This window comes from Streptomyces sp. NPDC043908, from assembly GCF_056435525.1.
The window spans coordinates 232222-250878 of sequence record NZ_JBWKEI010000007.1 but is presented as its reverse complement, the minus strand read 5'-3'; the positions used below and the strand labels follow the sequence as shown (position 1 = coordinate 250878).

Here is an 18657-nt window from a genome sequence, read left to right as displayed (position 1 = left end):
CTGGGATACTGACGCTCATGCCACGCGTGCTGCTCATCGAGGACGACCCCTCCGTACGGGAAGGGGTCGAGCTCGGGCTGCGCAGGCGCGGCCACGAGGTGCGCGCGGCCGAGACCGGGGAGGCGGGCCTCGCCGCGCTCAGCGCCTTCCAGCCCGAGCTGGTCCTGCTGGACCTGATGCTGCCCGGCATCAACGGCGTCCAGGTCTGCCGCCGCATCCGCGAGACCAGCCAGCTGCCGATCATCATGCTCACCGCCCGCGGCGACGACTTCGACGTGGTGGTGGGCCTGGAGGCGGGCGCCGACGACTACATCGTCAAACCCGCCCGTACGGAGGTCATCGAGGCCCGCATCCGGGCCGTGCTGCGCCGCCTCACCGAACCCGGACGCCCGGGACTGGAGTTCCACGGGGACCTCACCCTCGACCGGGCCGGACTCACCGCCGCCAAGGCGGGCGAGCGCCTGGCCCTGGCCCCCTCCGAGCTGAAGCTGCTGCTGCACCTGTCGGCCCACCCCGAGCAGGTCTTCAGCCGCCAGCAGCTCCTGGAGTCGGTGTGGGAGCACAGCTACCACGGCGACGCCCGGCTGGTCGACGCCTGCGTCCGGCGGCTGCGGCACAAGATCGAGGACACCGCCGGCAGCCCCCGCTACATCCAGACCGTCCGCGGTTTCGGCTACCGCTTCGGCCCGCTGCGGTGATACGCGCGCGTCTGCGGGCCGGGCGCCTCGGGCTGCGCGCCCGGCTGATCGCCGCCTTCCTCCTGGTCGCCGCCATCGCCGCGGGCACCACCGCCACCCTGATCTACCAGGAGGCGCGCTCGGTCATCCTCCAGCAGGCCCAGGACACCGCCGTCGCCCAGCTCCGCGACCAGATCGGCGCCCAGCCGGTCAAGCTGCCGATGACCCGCGCCTCGCTGCGCGACCTCAGCCTCGCCGTGGGCCGCCAGGGCAAGCCGCACCCCTGGTACGTCTTCGCCGAGTACGGCACGCTGCGCGCCTCCAACGTCAGCCAGACCACCTCCGGCGTCCTCACCGAGGACCTGCGGCGCCGGACCCGCGCCAACCCCCACGGCACCTTCCAGCGGGTGGTGAAGGACGGCCGGCCGTGGCTGACCGTCGGCATGCCCGTGATGCTCGGCGAGGAAGGGGTGCACCCGGGGCAGCCCTCCGGGCTCACGGTGTTCGCGGTGATGCCGCTGTCCGCCGAGGAGGACAACGTCCAGGCGATGGTCACCGCCGCACGGGACGGCGCGCTGCCCGCGCTCGCCGTCGCCCTGGTGCCCGCGCTGCTCGCCGCCCGCAGTGTGCTGCGCCCCGTCCGCGATCTGCGGCGGGCCGCCAGCAGCATGGGCAAGGGGCGCCTCGACACCCGTATCGAGGTCAAGGGCTCGGACGAACTCGCCGATCTGGCCTGGACGTTCAACGAGTCGGCCGAGGCGCTGGAACGGTCCGTGGAGGAGCTCCAGAAGGCCGAGGCCCGGGCCCGCAGGTTCGCCTCCGACGTCTCGCACGAGCTGCGCACCCCGCTCGCCGGGATGCTCGCCGTCACCGAGGTCCTCGACGAGGACGCCGGCCGGCTCGACCCCGACACGGCGGCCGCGGTCCGGCTGATCTCCACCGAGACCGACAAGCTCGCCACCCTCGTGGACGACCTGATGGAGATCTCCCGCTTCGACGCCAAGGCCGCCGAGCTCCACCTCGACGAGGTCGACGTGGCCGAGACGATCGCCAAGACCCTCCAGCGCAGGCGCTGGGAGGAGGAGGTCGCCGTCGAGCTGCCCGGGGGGATCCGGGCGATGCTGGACCCCCGGCGCTTCGACGTCGTCGTCGCCAACCTCGTCGGCAACGCGCTGCGCCACGGCACCGCCCCGGTCCGGGTGGTGCTGCGCGCCGACGGCGACCGGCTGGTGACCGAGGTGAGCGACGGCGGCCCCGGCATCGACCCGGCCGTCCTGCCGCACATCTTCGACCGGTTCTACAAGGCCGACGCCGCCCGTACCCGCTCGGCGGGCAGCGGTCTCGGGCTCGCCATCACCCTGGAGAACGTCCGGCTGCACGGCGGCACCGTCCGGGCCGCCAACGCGCCCTCCGGCGGCGCGGTGTTCACCGTCGAGCTCCCGCTGCGCCCGCCGGGCGAGGGGAGTCCCTCGTGAAGGCGGTCCGGTTCGCCGCCCTGGGCGCCGTCCTGCTCCTCGCCACCGGCTGCGGCGTCCGCTCGACCGACGTCGTCGAGGTCGGCGACCCGGCCTATGTGCGGCCCACGCCCACCGGCCTCGGCAGCGTCACCCTGTACTTCACGGGCCCGGGCGGGCTGCTGCCGGTGGTCCGGTCCGGCGGGCAGGAGGAGCAGTCACCGGGCGGCGCCGTCCTGCTGCTCCTGAGCGGCCCGACCGACGCCGAGAAGGACGCCGGGCTCGGCAGTGAGCTGCCCAACTACTACGGCGGGTTGGTCGTCGGCAGGGAGGGCCGGAGCGTGAACATCCGGCTGGAGCGCGCCGTGCGCGACTTCCCGGCGCTCGCCCGGCAGCAGCTGGCGTGCACGGCCGCGCACGCGGTGGGCGAGGAGGCGAGCACCACGGTGACGGTGACGGTCACCGGGACCGACGGCACGCTGCCCCCCACGGCCTGCCCCTTCTGACACCTCGGCCCCGCCCGGCCGGGAGCCCCCGCCGGGAGCCCCCGCCGGGAGCCCCCGCGCCGGGCGCTCTTGTCGGCGGCCCCGGCGGGCGGCACCGTGGTGCGATGAGTGATCTGCCGGACGTCTTCGACCCGCGCCGGTACGCCGCCGGGCCGCCCCACGACGACTACCGGGAGCTGCGCGAGCGGCACCCGGTGGCCTGGCAGGAGGAGTACGAGGTCCTCGGCTGGCCCGCCGGGCCCGGCTTCTGGGCGGTCACCCGCCACGCCGACGTGGTGCGCGTCCTGAAGGACCCGGCCGGCTACTCCTCCGCGCTCGGCGCCACCCAGATCCGCGACCCCGACCCCGAGGACCTGCCGTTCATCCGGCGCATGATGCTCAACCAGGACCCCGCGCCCGGCTCCCCACCGGCGCCCGGCCGCGGCGGCCACCACGACCACGGCAGGCTGCGCCGCCTCGTGAGCCGCGCCTTCACCCCGGGCCGCGTCGACCGGTTCGCGGCGGCGGTACGGGCCCGGGCGCGCACCCTGCTCGGCGCGGCCCGCGACGGTGCCGAGGGCGGGGTGGTCGACCTGGTCACCGAGGTCACCGACGACTACGCGCTGCTCAACCTCGCGGACCTGCTCGGGGTGCCCGGAAGCGACCGCGGGCTGCTGCTGGAGTGGACGGAGCGGGTCATCGGCTACCAGGACCCCGACGAGCCCCCGGTGCCCGGCCCCGACGGGCGGCCGGTCAATCCCCGCTCGCCCGCGATGCTGCGCGAGATGTTCGCTTACGCCCAGGAGCTCGCCGCGTACAAGCGGCGCGTGCCGGCCGACGACGTGATGACCGCGCTCGCCCACGGCGAACTGGCCGACGCCGAGCTGGAGATGTTCTTCTTCCTGCTGACGGTCGCGGGCAACGACACCGTACGGGCGGCGGCCCCCGGCGGCTTCCTGGCGCTGGCCGAGCACCCGGAAGCCCAACGCGCCCTGCGCTCGGGCGCGGCCGCCGTGGACGGCGCCGTCGAGGAGCTGCTGCGGTGGCACCCCCCGGTGCTCACCTTCCGCCGTACCGCCGTACGGGACACCGTGCTGGCGGGGCAGCGGGTGCGGGCGGGCGAGAAGGTGGTGGTCTTCCACGCCTCGGCCAACCACGACGAGCGCGTCTTCGCCGACCCCCACCGCCTGGACCTCACCCGCGCACCCAACCCGCACGTGTCCTTCGGCGACGGACCGCACGTCTGCCTCGGCGCGCACTTCGCCCGCCTCCAGCTGCGCGTGCTGCACGAGGAGGCGCTGCGGCTGCTGCCCGTTTACAGGCTCGCCGGGCCGCCGCGCAGGCTGGTGTCGAACTTCGTCAACGGGATCAAGTCGCTGCCGCTGGAGCTGTCGGGGCCGTGAGGGCGGCGCGCGTGACGTCCGCGACGACCTCCACCACGTCGGGGCCGTAGGCGAGGGAGTTGACGACCTTCAGGAGCAGGCAGAACGTGCCGGTGCCGTGCTTGCGGGCCAGTTTCTCGTGGTTGCGGGCGAGATAGCGGGTGGCCGCCTGGTTGGTGATGGCGCGCTGCCCGCAGAAGAGGAAGACGGGCCGCTGCCCCTGGCCGGCGGTGACCCGCGCGAGTATGACGTACTCGGTCACCCCGCCCTCCACCCGGTACTGTTCGCCGCCGATGGTGAACGCGCCCCGCTCCGGGACGGGTTCGCTGTCCACGTTCATCGTGACGCCCGGCAGCAGCGCGGACAGGTGCGCGGCCATCCGTCGGTTGGAGTAGGGGCCGCCCACGCAGAACTCGGTGCGTACGCCGAAGCCCTGCTGGGTCGCGTCGTGCTGGACGATCCGGGCGTGCGCCCCGCAGTCCTTGATGAGCGAGGCGAGTTCGAGGAGCGCGAACACGTCGAACCGGTGCACCGCACCCTCCGCGCCCGCGTCCCGGTTGACGACGAGCAGGCACTCGGAGTGCGTCGGCAGCCCGAAGAAGTCCTGCTGGCGGCGGAGCCGCCGCTTCCAGAGATAGGTCCGGGTGAGCCAGCCCAGGGCGGCGCTGATGCCCGCGGCCACCACCCCCAGCACGATGTTGCGTACGTCGTCGTTCATGGGCGCGCATGCTAGCGGCCACGCGGCGCGGTGTTCGAGAGGGTCCTGACGCGACGGCGGGAGCGGCGTTACGCTGCGCGGACATTCGCACCCAGGAGGTACGCATGCGTCGCTCCGCCGTCCGCAGTCTCTCGTTACTGGCCGTCGCCGCGGCCGTGGCGACCTCGGTCGCGGCCGCCCCACCGGCAACCGCCCGTCCGCCCGTCAAGACACCCGAGGCGGTGGGGTACGGCGGCGCCGTCGCCAGCGTCGACGTGGACGCCTCCGCCGCCGGCATCGACGTGCTCAGACACGGCGGGAACGCGGTGGACGCCGCCGTCGCCACGGCCGCCGCCCTCGGCGTCACCGAGCCGTACTCCTCGGGCGTCGGCGGCGGCGGGTACTTCGTCTACTACGACGCCCGGTCCCGCACCGTGCACACCATCGACGGCCGCGAGACCGCGCCCCGCTCGGCCACCCCGTCCCTGTTCCTGGAGAACGGCAAACCCCTGCCGTTCCCGGACGCGGTGACCAGCGGGCTCAGCGTCGGCACCCCCGGCACCCCGGCCACCTGGGACGCGGCCCTGGACGCCTGGGGCTCCAAGCCGCTGAGCAAGCTCCTGCGGCCCGCCGAGCGGCTCGCGCGCGAGGGCTTCACCGTCGACGAGACCTTCCGCCAGCAGACCGCCGACAACCAGGCGCGGTTCGCCGACTTCCCCGACACCGCGAAGCTGTTCCTGCCCGGCGGCCGGCTCCCGGTGGTCGGCTCGACCCTGAAGAACCCCGATCTCGCCCGCACCTACGAGGAGCTGGGGCGCGCGGGCGCGGACGCCGTCTACCGCGGCGACCTGGGCCGCGACATCGTCCGGACGGTCCGCAAGCCCCCCGTGGCGCCCGGCTCCGGACGCAACGCGCGCCCGGGCGACCTCACCGCGAAGGACCTGCGGTCGTACGCGGTCAAGCACCAGGCCCCGACGAAGGTGGGCTACCGGGGCCTGGACGTCTACGGCATGGCGCCCTCGTCCTCGGGCGGCACCACGGTCGGGGAGGCGCTCAACATCCTGGAGCGCACCGACCTGTCGAAGGCGTCCGAGGCGCAGTATCTGCACCGCTACATCGAGGCGAGCCGGGTGGCGTTCGCGGACCGGGGCCGCTGGGTGGGCGACCCGGCCTTCGAGGACGTCCCCACCAAGGGGCTGCTCTCGCAGCGGTTCGCGGATGCGCGGGCCTGTCTGATCAGTGACACCAAGGCGCTGACCAGCCCGCTCGCGCCCGGCGACCCGCGCCACCCGGCGCCGTGCGCCACCTCCGGCCAGGCCTCGCCCACGACCTACGAGGGGGAGAACACCACGCATCTGACGGTGGCCGACAAGTGGGGCAACATCGTCTCGTACACGCTCACCATCGAGCAGACCGGCGGCAGCGGCATCACGGTGCCGGGCCGGGGCTTCCTGCTCAACAACGAGCTGACGGACTTCTCGTTCGCCCCGGCGAGCCCGGCCGTGCACGACCCGAACCTGCCGGGACCCGGCAAGCGGCCGCGCTCCTCGATGTCCCCGACGATCGTGCTCGACGGGCACGGCCGCCCGGTGATGGCGCTCGGCTCGCCGGGCGGCGCGACCATCATCACCACGGTGCTCCAGTCGCTCGTCGGACACCTGGACCGGGGTCTGCCGCTGGTCGACGCCATCGCCGCGCCGCGTGCCAGCCAGCGCAACGCGGCGAAGACGGAGCTGGAGCCCGAGCTCTACAACAGCCCGCTGCGGGCCCGGCTGGAGGCGCTGGGGCAGGCGTTCTCGCTGAACCCGGTGATCGGCGCGGCCACCGGTGTGGAACGGCTCGACGACGGCCGCTGGGTGGCGGCGGCCGAGAAGGTCCGGCGCGGCGGCGGCTCCGCGATGGTGGTGCGCCCGGCCGGGTGACACTGCGTCAGAACCCGTCCGCCGGGCGGGTGAAGCGGGCGCGGCCCTCGTCCTTCACGGGACGGGGGCCGCGTTTCATTTTATGTGACCGGCGTTGACGCGCCCATGTAAACGGCTCGCTGTGTTCGCGTCAGGCAAGGAAGCTCTCCTACAGAAGGGTCCCCACGTGCGTACGCGAACGCTCGCCCTCGCCGCCGCCTCCGGCGCGGCCCTGCTCGCCACCGCGGCCCTGCCGGCCACCGCCTCGACCGCGACCCGCCCGGCCGACGCGCCCACCCGTACCGACGAGGACCGGGTGAGCGCGGCCGACCTGCTCGCCAAGGTGACGTCCTGCTCGCAGATCTCCCGCGGCAAGTACCGGACCGACCGCGAGACCTCCGCGACGGTCCCGGTCTGCGGCAAGAACGGCGCGGTCTTCTGGAAGGCCGACCTCGACATCGACTGCGACGGCCAGACCACCGCCGCCTGCAACCCCGGCACCGACCCCTGGTTCCGGGGCGAGACCGCCTTCCGCCAGTCCGACGGCAGACCGCTGAACGCCGAGAAGCTGCCGTACGTCGTCGTGCCGGCCTCCGGCTCGATCTGGAACTACGCCTCGTCGGGGATGGGGGGCGGGGGGCTGGTCGCCGTCATCTACCGCGACAAGGTCGAGTACGCGGTGGTCGGCGACACCGGCCCCTCCAGGATCATCGGGGAGGCGTCCTACGCCACCGCCAAGGCGCTCGGGATGAACCCCGACCCGGTCTCCGGCGGCGCCGAGTCCGGCGTGACGTACATCCTCTTCAGGAACTCGCGGGTCGAGCCGATCGAGAGCCACAGTGCGGCGGTCTCGCTCGGCGACGAGCTGGCCCGGCGGTTCATCGCCGCCAACTGACGCGGTGGGCCGTCCGCCCCGCGGCGGGCGGCCCCCGCGCGTACCGCTTCGCCGGGCGCTACTTCGGCGGGCACGCCTTCCACGAGAAGTGGTAGGTGGTGGTGATGCTCGCGTCGGTGGAGTCCATCGTGATGAAGCTGGTGGTGTTGACCGTGTCGGAGGTGCCGGCCCCGGCCCGCAGCTCGGTGTTGATGTTCAGATAGCGCTCCTCCCCGCAGGGCTTGTAGACGAGGGCGGCGACGTCGGTGGTGTCGTTGGTCTGCCAGTCGTCGGCGAACGGCCCCTTGAACGGGTGCGCGATATAGGCCGTCTGCGACATGCCCTGGAAGTAGTAGTTGGCCCGCTCCTGCGCGGTGGCGCCCTTCTCCAGGTGGGCGAAGCCCCGGTAGTCGGCCGAGGCGACCGCGTAGGTGAAGCCCTGCGGGACGTGGACGTTCAGCGCGAGCTGGCAGTTCTTTCTGAGGTCGGTCGGCTGGGCACCCTTGCCGACCTGGGCCAGGTAGGCGCTGTACGTGACGGTGAACGCGGTGTTGTCGGGGGAGACCGCGACGGCCGCGGTGCCCGCGGGGCACCCCGAACCGTTGACGGTCACCAGGTCGATCACGATCTTGTCGGGCGGCGGGGTGCCCCAGCCGGGGGTGTGGCCGGAGGTGCTGAGCGGGGCGGCCAGCAGGACGGCCGATGCGCCGCCGATGGCCAGTGCGTTGAACATGACGCTCCCTTCGGTCATGTCGCCAGCCCGGACTCCTGTGGGGGGTTGGCGGGTCCATGACAGCAGAACGTGACGTTCCGGGACAGGTACGGACCAGCCACGGTAGCCCGTTCGCGGGGCGGATTCCGTGGCCTGTTCCGGGCGTCCGCTTCCGGCCGCCGACGGCCGGGGCGGGGGCGTCCCGTGGTCCGCTCCGTGGTCCGCTCAGAGGCGTGTGAGGACGCGGGGGCCCTTCTCCGTCACCGCCACCGTGTGCTCCGCGTGGGCCGCCCGGGTGCCGGTCACCGTCCGCAGGGTCCAGCCGTCGGGCGCCGGAAAGTAGTCGTCCGTGCCGTCCGCGATCAGCATCGGCTCGATCGCGAGCACCATGCCGTGCCGCAGGGTCATGCCCCGCCCCCGGCGGCCCTCGTTGGGGACGCCCGGGTCCTCGTGCATGTGGCGGCCGATGCCGTGGCCGCCGAAGCCGTCCGGGATGCCGTAGCCGGCGCCCCGGCACACCGTGCCGATCGCGTGCGCGATGTCGCCGATGCGGTTGCCGACGACCGCCGCGGCGATCCCCGCCTCCAGCGCCTCGTACGCCGTGGAGATCAGCCGCACGTCCTCGGTCCGCGCCCGGCCGACCGTGAAGCTGATCGCCGAGTCCCCGGCCCAGCCGTCCAGGACCGCGCCGAAGTCGACGCTGACCAGGTCGCCGTCGCGCAGCCGGTAGCCGTCCGGGATGCCGTGCACGATCGCGTCGTTGACGGACACGCAGGCGACCGCGGGGAACGGGACCGGCGCGAACTCGGGGTGGTAGCCGAGGAAGGGCGAGGAGGCGCCCTCCGCCCGCAATACCTCGTGGGCCGCCGTGTCGAGGTCGCGCAGGCTGACGCCCACGTCCGCCGCGTCCCGGGCGGCGGCGAGCGCCCGGGCCACCACCCGCCCGGCCTCGCGCATCGCGTCCATCTGTACGTCCGTCTTGATCGTCACCATTCCAATTACTATACCGGTCGGGTGGAGCGCGTCACACGTCCCTCCGCACGGCCGGCGGGCGCTGGGCGGGCGTCAGAGCGCCTCCAGGACCGTGGCGTTGGCGAGTCCTCCCGCCTCGCACATGGTCTGGAGGGCGTAGCGCGCTCCGCGCCGGCGCATCGCGTGCACCAGCGTCGTCATCAGCCGGGTGCCGCTGGCGCCCAGCGGGTGGCCGAGCGCGATCGCGCCGCCGTGCACGTTGACCTTCGCGAGATCGGCGCCGGTCTCCTGCTGCCAGGCGAGCACCACGCTGGCGAAGGCCTCGTTGACCTCGAAGAGGTCGATGTCGGCGAGGCCGAGGCCCGCCCTGCGCAGCACCTTCTCGGTGGCCGGGATGACACCCGTGAGCATCAGCACGGGGTCCGAGCCGGTCACCGCGAAGCTGTGCAGCCGGGCGAGCGGGCGCAGCCCGAGCCGCGCGGCGGTCTCGCTGGAGGTGATCAGTACGGCCGAGGCGCCGTCGTTGGTGGGGCTGCTGTTGCCCGCCGTCACCGACCAGTCGATCTGCGGGAAGCGCTCGGCGAAGTGCGGGTCCGCGAACGACGGCTTCAGCCCGGCCAGGATCTCCGGGGTCGTCGCGGGGCGCACCGACTCGTCCCGGGTCAGCCCGGCGATCGGCGTGGTCTCGGCGTCGAACAGCCCGGCGTCCCAGGCGGTGGCCGCCTTCCGGTGCGAGGCGGTGGCGAACTCGTCCATCGCCTGCCGCCCGATCGACCACTTCGCGGCGATCAGCTCGGCGCTGATGCCCTGCGGGACGAGGCCCTCGGGGAAGCGGGCGGCGACCCCCGGCCCGAACGGGTCCGTGCCCGCGGGCACGTTGGACCACATCGGCACCCGGCTCATCGATTCCACCCCGCACGCCACGACCAGGTCGTACGCCCCCGACAGCACGCCCTGGGCGGCGAAGTGGACCGCCTGCTGCGAGGAGCCGCACTGACGGTCCACGGTGGTGGCGGGGACGCTGTCCGGGAACCCGGCGGAGAGCCAGGCGTACCGGGTGGTGTTCATGGCCTGCTCGCCGACCTGGTCGACGGTGCCGCCGATCACGTCGTCGACCAGCGCCGGGTCGACTCCGCTGCGCTCGACGAGGGCGCGCAGGGTGTGGGCGAGCAGTTCGACGGGGTGCGTCTGCGACAGCGCCCCGCCCGGCTTCCCCTTTCCCATCGGGGTACGGACGGCTTCCACGATCACGGCGTCACGCATCGCGCGCTCCTCGGTGTGTTCGGTGTGTTCGGTGTGCTCGGATGCTGCTCGGGGTGCTGGATTGCTCGCATGCTGCTCGGGTCCCACTCGCTACCCACGAGTAGGTTGGGAAACTGGATTCACTGTAGCCCGGTGGGTTGGAAAATCCAATGCACCGCTCTTCCTGGCTTACCGTGGAGCCATGACGACATCGCAGAAGAACTCCCGGCCCTGCTCGATCGCCGACGCGCTCGGGGTCGTGGGGGAGAAGTACGCGCTGCTCGTCCTGCGCGAGGTCTTCTTCGGCGTGCACCGCTTCGACGCGATCGCCCGCAACGTGGGCGCCCCGCGCGACATCCTCACCGCCCGGCTGCGCAGGCTCGTGGACGCGGGGGTCCTGGAGAAGGTGCTCTACAACGAGCGGCCCGCGCGGTACGAGTACCGGGCCACCGAGGCGGGGCAGGAGCTGCGGCCGGTGCTGCTGACGCTCATGCGGTGGGGCGACCGGCACCTCGCGGACGTGCCGCCCACGGTGTGGCAGCACACGTGCGGGGCCGACCTGGACCCGATGATCGCGTGCCGGTCCTGCGGCGAGGAGGTCCGCCGACGGGATGTGACGCCGCGGTTCCAGGTGGAGGGGTGGGCGGCGGAGGGGGCTGTGGGGGGTTGAGTCCGTGGGGCCGGTCCGGGCCGGTGGTTCCGGGGTACCCGTGCCCGGTCCGTGCCCGGTCCGTCCCCGGCCCGTCCCCCGTCCGCTCCCGGTCCGCTCCCGGTCCGCCCCCGGTCCGTGGCGGTCCGTGTCGGACTAGACTCGGGCCCATGGTTCGCACCCCTCTCACCCCCGAAGAGCGCGAGCGCGGCGAACGACTGGGCAAGCTGCTGCGGGCCGCGCGGGGCGGGCGCAGTATGAGCGAGGTCGCCGCGGCGGCCGGGCTCTCCGCGGAGACCCTCCGGAAGATCGAGACCGGCCGGGCGCCGACGCCGGCGTTCTTCACCGTGGCCGCGCTGGCGGGCGTGTTGGGGCTTTCGCTCGACGAGGTCGCGGGGAGTTGCAGTCTGCTGCCTGCGTGAGGGCTTGCGTGGGGCGTGGTGGGGTGCGTGGGGCGGCCTTGATTTCGGGTGCGGGTCGGTGGGTGGTTGCTCGCGCAGTTCCCCGCGCCCCTGATGGGGCCGGGCTTGTTGTTTGGGTGCGGGTGGTCTTTGGGCTGGTCGCGCAGTTCCCCGCGCCCCTGATGGGGCTGGTCTGGTGGTTTGCGTGCGGGAGGTCTTAGGGCCGGTCGCGCAGTTCCTCGCGCCCCTGGGGTCCGCGTCCGGCCGGGGCGGCTGACCTGTTCGTCGCCTGGAGGAGCGGGGCGTGCGGGGGCGCCCTGTGGGGCGTGCGTCTTTTGGGATCACCTCGCCGTTCGGCCCGCGGCCATACCCCGGTAGCGCGGCGAAGACCTCGGCGTAACACCGGCGCAATACGGCGGGTATCGAATGCCCGAGGGCCGTGGGGGTTCAGTCGGCGGTTGGGGGGCGGCGCGATGACGGGCAATCAACTCCCTGTTGATATAGGGGCTTTCGTTCGGTACATGGGTCGGGTGGCGGACCTGCTCGACCGGTCCGGGGGCTGGTACGCCGTCTTCCGGCAGCGCGACCCCGACTCCCTGGCAGCCTGCTTCGACGGCAGCGCGGTCCCGCCCTGGGACGTGGTCGCCTCGCTGCTCCAGGACCTCGTGCCGACCCACGGCCCGGAAGCGGTGGCCCGCGAGACGGTACGGGCGCGGGCCCTGCACACCGCGGCCGCGACGGCGTACGACACCCGCCCGGGCGGGCGCGAGGCCCTGCGCGAACAGCTGGCCGTGGTGCTGCGTGCCCAGGCGCACGCGGCTGAGCGCCTGCCGGGCGCCGCCCCGGACGAGTCGGCCTGGATCCAGGACGACCTGGCCCGGGCCACCGCCCGCTGTGCCGAACTGCGAGCCCGTATCGCCGCGTTGGGGCCGGAGGTGCCGCGGGGCTGGTTCGGTGAGCGGGCGGTGGCCCGGCCCCGGGGCGGGGCGTCCCCGGCGGCCGCCGACGCGCCCCACGCCCCGGTGGCCCCGGTGGCCCCCCGGGTCGCCCAGGTCCCCAGCGGCCCCGAACCGGACGTTCACGCGCCCCCGCCCCGGCCCGCTACTCGGCGTGTCTCGCGCGGGGCCCGGTTCGCCGGGCTCGAGACCGGGGAAGCGGAGGCCGAGGGCGGTGGGCCGTTACTGCCGTCCGTCGCCGCCGCGCCCACCGGCGCCCGGTTCGGCGGCGGTCGGCAGCCCCGCAGACAGCCCGAGCACGCCCGTGGCCAGGACGAGCCGCGGCAGGAGCGGGCGGACGAGCGCGACCGGCGGCGCACGGTCCGCGAGGCCGTCGTCAAGCTCGTACGGCTGCGGGCCCGGGGCCGTACCGGCGAGGCGCACGCCGTGCTGTGCGACGCGGCGGCCGGGCCCGCCGACCTGCTGCCGCTGTTCGCGGGCGAGCTCCACCGCGCGGGCCTCGGCGCCGACTGGGCCACCCTGCTCTGGGAGGCGGCCTCGCTGCCGCCCGACCGGCTCGCCGCCGCTGCCGCCGCCCTCGCCGCAGCCGGTCAGGACGAGGACTGCCACCGTCTGCTGCGCCAAGGCGTGAGCCGTCCCGCCGAACAGCTCGCGCACGCGGTGCTCGCGCTCGACGACGCCGGGCGCGAGCGCGAGGCGGACGCGCTGCTGGACGTCTTCGTCCGGGTCCGTACGCCCCAGGACGCGGCGCACTTGGCCGCGCACGCCCCGGCGCGCCTCGGCCCCCGGCTGCTGGCAGCCGCCCGCGCGGTCTCCGAGGGCCGCAGACGGGACCTCGTGCACGCGTTCCGCGTGGCCGGAATGGCAACAGAACGTTGAAATCCATGGATTGAGGGCAGGGTGCGGGTGGGCAGGTTCCCCGGCAATGGACAACGACGCCCAGGTATCCCGGCTCCGCTCCCGCCCGCCCCGGTCGCGCGCGCCGCGCGCCGCCGCGTTCTTCGACGTCGAGGGCACGCTCCTGGCGCTGCCCGAGCTGCCCCCGGGCGGCCCAGGGCCGCCGCTCGGCCGCCTCTGGCACGCGCCGGTGCTCGCCGCCCTGCAGGACCACACCGACCGGGGCCACCTGGTGGTCCTGGTGACGCCGTCGCCCGCCGGGGCCGTCGCGCCCGTCGCCCGCGAACTGGGCGCGGACGCGGTGCTCTGCGCCCGGCCGCGCGCCCCGATGTCCGGCCAGGGCAAGGGGTACGCGGCCCGCGCCCTGCTGCGCGCACGCGCCCTGCTCGCCGCCGACTGCTACGCCTACGCCGACGAGGCGGCCGATCTGCCACTGCTCGCCGAGGTGGGCCACCCGGTGGTCGTCGGGGACGACCCGGTGCTGCTGAGGCACGCCCGGCGGGGCGGCTGGGGGCGGCTGCCCGGCCCCCTACCGAGGGAAATGTGATCGACTTCGTGGCGTGACGGCGATGGTCTTGCCACGGTGCGTGACGGGCTTTACGGTCTCTCCACACGCAATCTACGCGTGTCGACGCCTGGCTGACGGCTCGTCTAAGGAGCAGCTCATGGCCACTGTTGTCCGCGCCGCCCTGGTCCAGGCCAGTTGGGCCGGCGATACCGAATCCATGATCGCCAAACATGAGGAACACGCCCGCGAGGCCGCCCGGCGGGGCGCGAAGATCATCGGATTCCAGGAGGTCTTCAACGCCCCGTACTTCTGCCAGGTGCAGGAGCCCGAGCACTACCGGTGGGCCGAGCCGGTGCCCGAGGGGCCGACCGTCCAGCGGATGCGGGAGCTCGCCCGGGAGACCGGGATGGTGATCGTCGTCCCGGTCTTCGAGATCGAGGACTCGGGCTTCTACTACAACACCGCGGCCGTGATCGACGCCGACGGCAGCTACCTCGGCAAGTACCGCAAGCACCACATCCCCCAGGTGAAGGGGTTCTGGGAGAAGTACTACTTCAAACCGGGCAACCTGGGATGGCCGGTCTTCGACACCGCCGTGGGCAAGGTCGGCGTCTACATCTGCTACGACCGCCACTTCCCCGAGGGCTGGCGCCAGTTGGGCCTCAACGGCGCCCAGCTCGTCTACAACCCCTCCGCCACCTCGCGCGGACTCTCGGCCCATCTCTGGCAGCTGGAACAGCCCGCGTCGGCGGTCGCCAACGAGTACTTCGTCGCCGCGATCAACCGCGTCGGCCGCGAGGAGTACGGCGACAACGACTTCTACGGCACCAGCTACTTCGTGGACCCGCGCGGCCAGTTCGTCGGGGGGACCGCGAGCGACAAGGAGGAGGAACTCCTCGTCAGGGACCTCGACTTCGGCCTCATCGACGAGGTGCGCCGGCAGTGGGCGTTCTACCGCGACCGGCGGCCCGACGCCTACGACGGGCTGGTGAGGCCGTGACCTCGCTCTTCGACCGCCACCGCGCGGTGCTGCCCGAGTGGCTCGCGCTCTACTACCGGCACCCGATCGAGATCACCCACGGCGAGGGCCGGTACGTCTGGGACTCCGCGGGCAACCGCTACCTCGACTTCTTCGGCGGCATCCTCACCACGATGACCGCGCACGCCCTGCCCGAGGTCACCAAGGCCGTCTCCGAGCAGGCCGGCCGGATCATCCACTCCTCGACGCTCTACCTCAACCGCCCGATGGTCGAGCTCGCCGAGCGGATCGCCCAGCTCTCCGGCATCCCGGACGCCCGGGTCTTCTTCACCACCTCCGGCACCGAGGCCAACGACACCGCGCTGCTGCTCGCCACCGCCCACCGCGGCTCCAACCAGATCCTGGCGATGCGCAACAGCTACCACGGCCGCTCCTTCAGCGCGGTCGGCATCACCGGCAACCACTCCTGGTCGCCGACGAGCCTGTCCCCCCTGCAGACGCTGTACGTCCACGGCGGAGTGCGCACCCGCGGCCCCTACGCGGAGTTGAGCGACCGCCAGTTCATCAACGCCTGCGTGGCCGACCTCGAAGACCTCCTCGGCCACACGCGCGAGGTCGCCGCGCTCATCGCCGAGCCGATCCAGGGCGTCGGCGGCTTCACCTCGCCCCCCGACGGGCTCTACGCCGCCTTCCGCGAGGTCCTCGACCGGCACGGCATCCTGTGGATCAGCGACGAGGTGCAGACCGGCTGGGGCCGGACGGGCGAGCACTTCTGGGGCTGGCAGGCGCACGCCCAGAACGGCCCGCCCGACATCCTCACCTTCGCCAAGGGCATCGGCAACGGCATGTCGATCGGCGGGGTGGTCGCGAGCGCCCGGATCATGAACTGCCTGGACGCCAACTCCATCTCGACCTTCGGCGGCTCCCCGGTCACCATGGCGGCCGGCCTCGCCAACCTGTCGTACCTGCTCGAACACGACCTCCAGGGCAACGCCCGCCGCGTCGGCGGACTGCTCATCGAGCGGCTGCGGGCCGTCGCCGCCCAGCTCCCCCTCGTACGTGAGGTGCGCGGCCGGGGGCTGATGGCGGGCATCGAGCTGGTGAAACCGGGCACCGACGAGGCCCACCCGGAGGCCGCGGCGGCCGTCCTGGAGGCGGCCCGTGAGGGCGGTCTGCTCATCGGCAAGGGCGGCGGCCACAACACGAGCGTGCTGCGGGTCGCCCCGCCGCTGTCCCTGACGGTCGCGGAGGCGGAGGAGGGCGCGGCGATCCTGGAACAGGCGCTGCGAGGCGTGTAGCCGCCGCGCCCCACCCGGGGCACGCGGCCGTGACATCAGCGGCTCCGCCGCGCGCGACCGGCCACGGACGCCCCACGGCCGGGCAACCGCGCCCCGCGAGCGGAGCGCGTCGTACGTGTACGAAAGGGAGCACCACCCATGAGTACCCGCACCCTCATCCGCGGCGGCCTGGTGATCACCGCCGCCGACGAGATCCACGCCGACGTCCTCATCGAGGACGGCCGCGTCGCCGCCCTGGCCGCCCACGGGTCCAGCGCGGCCCAGAGCTGGAGCGCCGAGCGGACGATCGACGCGACGGACAGGTACGTCATCCCGGGCGGCGTCGACGCCCACACCCACATGGAGCTCCCCTTCGGCGGGACCTTCGCCTCCGACACCTTCGAGACCGGGACCCGGGCCGCGGCCTGGGGCGGCACCACCACCATCGTGGACTTCGCCGTGCAGTCGCCGGGCCACGCCCTGCGCGAGGGCCTGGACGCCTGGTACGCCAAGGCCGACGGCCAGTGCGCCATCGACTACGCCTTCCACATGATCCTCTCCGACGTGAACGAGCACTCGCTCAAGGAGATGGACCTCCTGGTGGAGGAGGGCATCACCTCCTTCAAGCTGTTCATGGCCTACCCGGGCGTCTTCTACAGCGACGACGGCCAGATCCTGCGCGCGATGCAGCGCTCCGCCTCCAACGGCGGGCTGATCATGATGCACGCCGAGAACGGCATCGCCATCGACGTCCTCGTCGAGCAGGCGCTCGCCGCCGGTCGCACCGACCCGCGCTACCACGGCGAGGTGCGCCGCGCCCTGCTCGAAGCCGAGGCCACCCACCGCGCCATCCAGCTGGCCCGGGTCGCGGGGGCGCCGCTGTACGTGGTGCACGTGTCGGCCGAGGAGGCGGTGGCGGAGCTGGCCGCCGCCCGGGACAAGGGGCTGCCGGTCTTCGGCGAGACCTGTCCGCAGTACCTGTTCCTGTCCACCGACAACCTGGCCGAGCCCGGCTTCGAGGGCGCCAAGTACGTCTGCTCGACGCCGCTGCGCCCCAGGGAGCACCAGGCCGCGCTCTGGCGGGGGCTGCGCACCAACGACCTCCAGGTGGTCTCCACCGACCACTGCCCGTTCTGCTTCGTGGGGCAGAAGGAGCTCGGCCGGGGCGACTTCTCCAAGATCCCCAACGGGCTGCCGGGCGTGGAGAACCGGATGGACCTGCTCCACCAGGCCGTGCTCGACGGCCACCTCTCCCGGCGGCGCTGGATCGAGATCGCCTGCGCCAGTCCCGCGCGGATGTTCGGGCTCTACCCGAAGAAGGGCACCATCGCGCCGGGCGCCGACGCCGACGTCGTCATCTACGACCCGCACGCCGAGCAGACCCTCTCCGCCGAGACCCACCACATGAACGTGGACTACTCGGCGTACGAGGGCCGGCGGATCACCGGCCGCGTCGAGACGGTCCTCTCGCGCGGCGAACTCGTCCTTCACGAACGTCGGTTCACCGGACGGGCCGGACACGGCGTCTACACCCCGCGGGCCACCACCCAGTACCTCGGCTAGCCACCTGGAGCAGCACCCCATGGACTTCGGACTCGTCCTGCAGACCGACCCGCCCGCCTCGACCGTCGTCGGCCTGATGCGCCGCGCCGAACGCAACGGCTTCCGCTACGGCTGGACCTTCGACTCGGCGGTGCTCTGGCAGGAGCCGTTCGTCATCTACAGCCGCATCCTGGAGCACACGCGGCAGCTGCGCGTCGGCCCGATGGTGACCAACCCCGGCACCAGGACCTGGGAGGTCACCGCCTCCACCTTCGCCACCCTCAACGAGATGTACGGCAACCGCACCGTCTGCGGCATCGGCCGCGGCGACTCCGCGATGCGCGTCGCCGGCCGCAAGCCCAACACCCTGGCGCGCCTGGGCGAGGCCATCGACGTCATCCGCGATCTCGCCGAGGGCCGGGAGGCCGAGGTCGACGGCCAGCCGCTGAAGCTGCCCTGGGTCAGGGACGGCCGGCTGCCCGTCTGGATGGCGGCGTACGGCCCGAAGGCGCTGGCGCTGGCCGGCCGGAAGGCCGACGGCTTCATCCTCCAGCTCGCGGACCCGTTCCTGACGGAGTGGATGGTCAAGGCGGTCCGCACGGCCGCCGTGGAGGCCGGACGCGACCCCGCGGCCGTCACCATCTGCGTGGCGGCCCCCGCGTACGTCGGCGACGACCTCGCCCACGCCCGCGAGCAGTGCCGCTGGTTCGGCGGCATGGTCGGCAACCACGTGGCGGACCTGGTGTCCCGCTACGGCGAGCACTCCGGCCTGGTGCCGGACGCGCTCACCGACTACATCAAGGCGCGCCAGGGCTACGACTACAGCCACCACGGCCGCACCGGCAACCCGGACACGGCGTTCGTCCCCGACGAGATCGTCGACCGCTTCTGCCTGCTGGGCCCCGTGGAGGCCCACATCGAGAAACTGAAGGCGCTACGGGCCCTGGGCGTCGACCAGTTCGCGGTGTACGCGATGCACGACGCGCGGGAGGCGGTCATCGACGCGTACGGGGAGCGGGTGATTCCGGCGCTGAGCTGAGGGGTCCCGGGCC

Annotated in this window: 18 protein-coding genes; 14 read left to right on the top strand and 4 right to left on the bottom strand. The window is 73.3% G+C overall.

What is annotated here, in order from left to right:
• Positions 1–17: 17 nt before the first annotated feature.
• The 4 genes from AC069K_RS17925 to AC069K_RS17910 all read left to right on the top strand — a co-directional run bounded on the left by AC069K_RS17925 (position 18) and on the right by AC069K_RS17910 (position 4019).
• Positions 18–698, top strand: coding sequence for a response regulator transcription factor (locus AC069K_RS17925; protein ID WP_358833415.1), 681 nt, complete (start codon positions 18–20; stop codon positions 696–698).
• Positions 695–2152, top strand: coding sequence for a HAMP domain-containing sensor histidine kinase (locus tag AC069K_RS17920; RefSeq protein ID WP_365099548.1), 1458 nt, complete (start codon positions 695–697; stop codon positions 2150–2152). Before AC069K_RS17925 ends, AC069K_RS17920 begins: the two co-directional genes overlap by 4 nt.
• Positions 2149–2637, top strand: coding sequence for a hypothetical protein (locus tag AC069K_RS17915; protein ID WP_478617188.1), 489 nt, complete (start codon positions 2149–2151; stop codon positions 2635–2637). The genes AC069K_RS17920 and AC069K_RS17915 overlap by 4 nt, the downstream gene beginning before the upstream one ends.
• A gap of 104 nt (positions 2638–2741) precedes the next feature.
• A complete protein-coding gene (locus tag AC069K_RS17910; RefSeq protein WP_478617185.1) occupies positions 2742–4019 on the top strand; it encodes a cytochrome P450 in 1278 nt (425 codons plus the stop codon).
• Here the strand turns inward: AC069K_RS17910 and AC069K_RS17905 are convergent.
• Positions 3985–4716: a hypothetical protein gene (locus AC069K_RS17905; protein WP_358833411.1), complete on the bottom strand. Its 732-nt coding sequence runs from the start codon at positions 4714–4716 to the stop codon at positions 3985–3987. The genes AC069K_RS17910 and AC069K_RS17905 overlap by 35 nt on opposite strands.
• Before the next feature lie 104 nt (positions 4717–4820).
• On the opposite strand from AC069K_RS17905, the gene ggt reads away from it, so the two are divergent.
• On the top strand, positions 4821–6617 hold the full coding sequence (gene ggt, locus AC069K_RS17900) for a gamma-glutamyltransferase (protein ID WP_478617182.1): 1797 nt from the start codon (positions 4821–4823) through the stop codon (positions 6615–6617).
• A gap of 166 nt (positions 6618–6783) precedes the next feature.
• Positions 6784–7491 (top strand): glycoside hydrolase family 75 protein, encoded by a 708-nt coding sequence (locus AC069K_RS17895; RefSeq protein ID WP_478617180.1) that lies wholly within the window; start codon positions 6784–6786, stop codon positions 7489–7491.
• Positions 7492–7549: 58 nt separating this feature from the next.
• On the opposite strand, the gene AC069K_RS17890 is transcribed toward AC069K_RS17895, so the two are convergent.
• The 3 genes from AC069K_RS17890 to AC069K_RS17880 form a co-directional block, all read right to left on the bottom strand.
• Complete coding sequence (locus tag AC069K_RS17890; protein ID WP_365099936.1) at positions 7550–8203, bottom strand: DUF4360 domain-containing protein; 654 nt, start codon at positions 8201–8203, stop codon at positions 7550–7552.
• Between the two features lie 204 nt (positions 8204–8407).
• The gene (map, locus tag AC069K_RS17885; RefSeq protein WP_478617177.1) at positions 8408–9175 is read right to left on the bottom strand and encodes a type I methionyl aminopeptidase; all 768 of its coding nucleotides are present in this window, start codon (positions 9173–9175) and stop codon (positions 8408–8410) included.
• Positions 9176–9247: 72 nt separating this feature from the next.
• Positions 9248–10417 (bottom strand): thiolase family protein, encoded by a 1170-nt coding sequence (locus tag AC069K_RS17880; RefSeq protein WP_478617175.1) that lies wholly within the window; start codon positions 10415–10417, stop codon positions 9248–9250.
• Positions 10418–10598: 181 nt separating this feature from the next.
• Between AC069K_RS17880 and AC069K_RS17875 the strand changes: the two genes are divergently transcribed.
• The 8 genes from AC069K_RS17875 to AC069K_RS17840 all read left to right on the top strand — a co-directional run bounded on the left by AC069K_RS17875 (position 10599) and on the right by AC069K_RS17840 (position 18644).
• Positions 10599–11066, top strand: a complete 468-nt coding sequence (locus AC069K_RS17875; RefSeq protein WP_365099562.1) for a winged helix-turn-helix transcriptional regulator — start codon at positions 10599–10601, stop codon at positions 11064–11066.
• A gap of 149 nt (positions 11067–11215) precedes the next feature.
• Positions 11216–11467, top strand: coding sequence for a helix-turn-helix domain-containing protein (locus AC069K_RS17870; RefSeq protein WP_358833405.1), 252 nt, complete (start codon positions 11216–11218; stop codon positions 11465–11467).
• A 500-nt stretch (positions 11468–11967) separates the two neighbouring features.
• On the top strand, positions 11968–13281 hold the full coding sequence (locus AC069K_RS17865) for a hypothetical protein (protein ID WP_478617170.1): 1314 nt from the start codon (positions 11968–11970) through the stop codon (positions 13279–13281).
• A 46-nt stretch (positions 13282–13327) separates the two neighbouring features.
• Entirely contained in the window at positions 13328–13846 is a 519-nt protein-coding gene (locus AC069K_RS17860; RefSeq protein ID WP_478617167.1) for a haloacid dehalogenase-like hydrolase, read from the top strand.
• 118 nt (positions 13847–13964) lie between these two features.
• Entirely contained in the window at positions 13965–14807 is an 843-nt protein-coding gene (locus AC069K_RS17855; RefSeq protein ID WP_478617164.1) for a nitrilase-related carbon-nitrogen hydrolase, read from the top strand.
• The gene (locus tag AC069K_RS17850; RefSeq protein ID WP_365099572.1) at positions 14804–16084 is read left to right on the top strand and encodes an aspartate aminotransferase family protein; all 1281 of its coding nucleotides are present in this window, start codon (positions 14804–14806) and stop codon (positions 16082–16084) included. Before AC069K_RS17855 ends, AC069K_RS17850 begins: the two co-directional genes overlap by 4 nt.
• Positions 16085–16222: 138 nt before the next feature.
• The gene (gene hydA, locus AC069K_RS17845; protein WP_365099574.1) at positions 16223–17626 is read left to right on the top strand and encodes a dihydropyrimidinase; all 1404 of its coding nucleotides are present in this window, start codon (positions 16223–16225) and stop codon (positions 17624–17626) included.
• A gap of 19 nt (positions 17627–17645) precedes the next feature.
• Complete coding sequence (locus tag AC069K_RS17840) at positions 17646–18644, top strand: TIGR03842 family LLM class F420-dependent oxidoreductase (protein WP_365099576.1); 999 nt, start codon at positions 17646–17648, stop codon at positions 18642–18644.
• Positions 18645–18657: the final 13 nt, after the last annotated feature.